The organism is Nonomuraea sp. NPDC048916 (assembly GCF_040649575.1).
Taxonomy (GTDB): domain Bacteria; phylum Actinomycetota; class Actinomycetes; order Streptosporangiales; family Streptosporangiaceae; genus Nonomuraea.
This window is the reverse complement of record NZ_JBEZFS010000090.1, coordinates 1-4,490: the sequence shown is the minus strand read 5'-3', so window position 1 is coordinate 4,490 and position 4,490 is coordinate 1. Positions and strand designations below refer to the sequence as shown.

The window sequence follows — 4,490 nt, the reverse complement described above, 5'->3', positions numbered from 1 at the left end:
CGGCCCCAACAACGTCGTCATCGCAGGCGACCACCACACCACCCTCCAGATCGCCGCCCACTTCCAAGCCCAAGGACGCCACACCCACCGCCTGAAGGTCTCCCACGCCTTCCACTCCCCCCACATGGACCCCATCCTCAACGACCTCCAAACCATCGCCCACACCCTCACCCACCACCCCCCGCACACACCCCTCATCTCCACCCTCAACCCCGGCCACAACCCACACACCCCCGACCACTGGCCCCAACACGCCCGCCACCCCGTCCGCTACGCCGACGCCATCACCCACCTCCACCACCACGGCGTCACCACCTACCTCGACCTCGGCCCCAACACCACCCTCGCCACCCTCACCACGCTCACCCTCACCCACCTCACACCCCACGACCACCCAACCCCCGCCGTCCTCCCCCTCACCCGCCCCCACCAACCCGAACCCACCACCCTGCTCACCGCCCTCAGCCACGCCTACACCCGCGGCACCCCCCTCACCTGGAACCACCCCCACCAACCCACCACCCCCCAACCACCCATCAACCTGCCCACCTACCCCTTCCAACAGCAGCGATTCTGGCTGGACAAGGCGGCGACCCCCCAGGACGCCGCAGGTCTGGGCCTGGAACCGACGGTCCATCCCCTCCTGTCCACGGCCACCCAGCTCCCGGACGGCACCCACCTGTTCACGGGCAGGCTCTCCCTGGAGACACATCCCTGGCTCGCCGACCACAGCGTCGCCAACACCACGCTCCTCCCCGCCACCGCACTGCTGGAGCTAGCCCTCCACGCCGCAGAACGGACCGGCTGCGAGGAGGTGGAAGAGCTGGTCATCCACACCCCGCTCGCCTTGGAGCCGCAACAGGACCTGCTGTTGCATCTCACCGCCGGCCCCGCTGACGTCACAGGACGGCATGCCGTCGCCATCCACAGCCGCACCGAGGACGGCCAGCCCTGGATGCAGCACGCCTCCGGCGTCCTGGTCCGGAGCAGTTAGCACAGCAGAACACCGCGGCCAGGAGCCTCCACCATCCGCGGTGCCGCATGCGCTCAGCGGTGCCGCATGCGCCTATTCGGGGTCTTCGCCGAACGCCTCACGCAGGAGCTCGTCGATCCCCATCGACCTGATCGCTTCGCTCCGGTCTCCATCGGCCTCGCTCCGATCGGCGCCGGATTCGGCGAGACCCAGCAACGCCTCCAGCAACCCGGCGTCACGGAGCTTGGCGACCGAGATGGACCCGATCGTCCTGCGGATCGCGTCGTCGTCCACCGGAGCCGCCGGCTCGACCGGTGTGTCGACGGGCCCCTGCTCCAGCGTGAGTTCGGCCAGCAGGTGCTCCGCCACCGCCGACACGTTGGGGAAATCGAAGATCAACGTGGCTGAGAGGCGCAGCCCGGTGGCGGTTTCCAGGCGGTTCCGCAACTCGATGCCGGCCAGCGAATCCAACCCTTGATCCATCAACCCGGCGGTGAGGTCCACGGCATCGGGCTCGGAGTGGCGGATGGTCGCGACATGGGTGCGTACGAGGTCCTCGAGCACCTCTCTGCGTCGCGCCGCGTCATGCCCGGCCAACCGCTGCCACAGCCCCGCCGTACCGGACGAAGCCCTTTCCGTGGAAGGCGCGGCAGGGACGGGACGCGCGGTGGGGGTGGGATGCGTGGCCGGGACCACGGCGAAGTCCCTGAGCAGCGCGGGCACCTGGTCGTCCGAGGCGCCCAGAGCGGAGCGCTCGAGCCGCATGGGCACGAGCACCGGCTCGTCGATGCCCAGCGCCTGGTCGAAGAGGCTCAGGCCCTCGGCCGTGGTGATCGCGGGCATGCCGAGCCGGCTCATGCGAAGCAGGTCGTCCTCGCTCACCCCCCCGCCGAGGCCGGTCTTGGCGGTCCACAGCCCGTACGCCAGCGAGGTCGCAGGAAGGCCGAGTGAGCGCCGGTGGACGGCGAGCGCGTCCATGAACCTGTTGGCCGCCGCGTAGTTGGCCTGCCCGGCGCCCACCACCAACCCGACGAAGGACGAGAACAGGACGAATGCCGTCAGCGGCGCGTCCTGGGTCAGCTCGTGCAGGTGCCAGGCCGCGTCCATCTTGGGGCGCAGCACCGTTTCCAGCCGCTCGGGAGTCAGCCCGCCGATCGTGCTGTTGTCGGCGACGGCCGCACAGTGGACCACCCCCGTGAGCGGCTGCCGCAGGGAGGCCAGGAGGGCGGCCAGCGCGTCTCTGTCGGCCACGTCGCAGGCGGCCACCGTGACGTCGGCGCCCAGGGCGGCGAGCTCGTCGCGGAGGTCCCGGGCCCCCGGCGCGTCGATGCCGCGGCGGCTCGTCAGGACCACGCGCCGGGCTCCGTGCACTGACACCAACTGCCGGGCGACCAGCGCGCCGAGCCCGCTCGTGCCGCCGGTGACGAGGACCGTGCCGTCCGGGTTCCACCGGGGCGATCCTGCGGCGTCGGCGGGGACATTCGCCAGCCGGGGCACGTGGATCCGCGAGCCGCGCAACGCGGCCTCCGGCTCTCCCGAAGCGGCGAGCGCGGGCAGCAGCCGGGCCGCCGCCTCCGAGCCGTCGGTGTCCACGAGGACGAACCGGCCGGGGTTCTCCTCCTGAGCTGCCCGCACCAGACCCCAGAGCGGCGCCTGGGCCAGGGACGGCGATTCGTCATCCGACAGCGCGACCGCGCCGCGCGTCATGACCATAAGGCGGGAGCCGGCGAGCCGGTCTTCCTCCTGCCAGGCGCGCAACGCCGCGAGTGTATGCAGCAGTGCCGTACGGGCACCTGGCAGCACGGGACCGTCGTCCGGCGGGCACGCCAGCAGCACGACCTCAGGGGCCACCAGCCCGGCGGTGATGGCGGCGCCGACGGCGGCGACGTCCGGGTACACCGGCATCCCGCCCGCCGGCCCGGTCAAGCCCGCGGCGTCGCCCACCACGGCCCACCGTCCGGGCACCGCCTCGGCGGCCTGGCCGAGCGGCAGCTGGTTCCACACGAGACGGAACATCGACTCCAGTTGCCCGGCGCCCGATGACGCGGCCGCGGCGGCCGCGACCCTGGCGGCGGTCACAGGGCGGACCACGAGCGACCGGATCGTGGCAACGGGCGTGCCGACGCTGTCGGCCAGCTCCAGCTCCACCGCATCCGTGCCCGCCCAGCGGAGCCGCGCCCGCAGCCGCGAGGAGCCCGCCAGGTGCAGCGACACGCCTGACCACGCGAACGGCAGCTGGGAGGTGCCGGTGTCCTGCGGGCGGCGCCCGCTGAGGAAGTCGCTCGCGCTCAGGACGGAGTCGAGCATCGCGGGATGGATCCGGTACCGCGCCGCCTCGTCACGGGCCTCTCCCGGCAGCGCCACGTCGGCGAAGACCTCCTCGCCCAGGCGCCAAATCCTGCGCAGCCCGCGGAACATCGGCCCGTAGTGCAGCCCTTCACCGGCCAGGTAGTCGTAGACGTCGCTGATGTCCACCTCTTCCGCGCCGGCGGGCGGCCATGCGCCGACTGCCTCTCCGGCGACCGCGGGAGGTGTGGAAGAAGCGGCGAGGAAGCCGGTGACGTGCCGCGTCCAGCGCACCGTCGGAGCGGCCGTCTCCGATCGCGAATACACCGTGATGGGCCGCCTGCCCGTGGCGTCGGCCATGCCGACCACGGCCTGGATGGCGGTTCCGCTCTCGGGCGACAGCGGCATCATCGCCTCGATCGTGAGCTCCTCCACCAGGTCGCAACCCACTTCCTCGCCCGCGCGCAGCGCCAGCTCCACGTAGGCCGTGCCGGGGAGGATCAGGGTGCCCAGCACATGGTGATCGGCGAGCCAGGGATGCGTTTCAACCGACAGCCTGCCCGTGAGCGTCACCTGGTCGGCGTCCGGAGCGACTACCACGGCGCTGACCAGTGGATGCCCGGCCGGCGCGAGGCCGTGGGCGGACACGTCGCCGCCCGGCCGGGGCGGCACGTTCAGCCAGAGCTGCCGCTTCTCGAAGGTGTAGGTCGGCAGGTCGACACGGCGCGGCCGGTTTGGGGCGAAGTACGCGTCCCAGTCGACGCGCGCGCCGGAGACGTGCAACCGGGCCAAGGCTTCCAGCAGGGTCTCCGGTTCCGGCCGGGTGCGGCGCGAGGTCGGGACGAGCACGCGTGGTGTGGAGAGGCAGGCTTCCGTGAGGACGGTCAGCTGAGTGTCCGGTCCCACCTCCACGAAACGGGCGACCCCTTCGTTTTCCAGATGCTTGATCGCTTCCGCGTAGCGGACGGGGTGGCGGGCGTGTTGGGGCCAGTGGTCTGGGGTGTGTGGGTTGTGGCCGGGGTTGAGGGTGGAGATGAGGGGTGTGTGCGGGGGGTGGTGGGTGAGGGTGTGGGCGATGGTTTGCAGGTCGTTGAGGATGGGGTCCATGTGGGGGGAGTGGAAGGCGTGGGAGACCTTCAGGCGGTGGGTGTGGCGTCCTTGGGCTTGGAAGTGGGCGGCGATCTGGAGGGTGGTGTGGTGGTCGCCTGCGATGACGACGTTGTTGGGGCCG

At 71.6% G+C, this 4,490-nt stretch carries 2 protein-coding genes; one reads left to right on the top strand and one right to left on the bottom strand.

Annotated elements, in window-relative coordinates; genetic code table 11:
- Positions 1–994, top strand: a 994-nt coding sequence (locus AB0C16_RS39730; protein WP_357691268.1) for an acyltransferase domain-containing protein, incomplete at its 5' end; no start/stop codon positions are given.
- Positions 995–1,066: 72 nt separating this feature from the next.
- On the opposite strand, the gene AB0C16_RS39725 is transcribed toward AB0C16_RS39730, so the two are convergent.
- Positions 1,067–4,490, bottom strand: a 3,424-nt coding sequence (locus tag AB0C16_RS39725; protein ID WP_357691266.1) for an SDR family NAD(P)-dependent oxidoreductase, incomplete at its 5' end; no start/stop codon positions are given.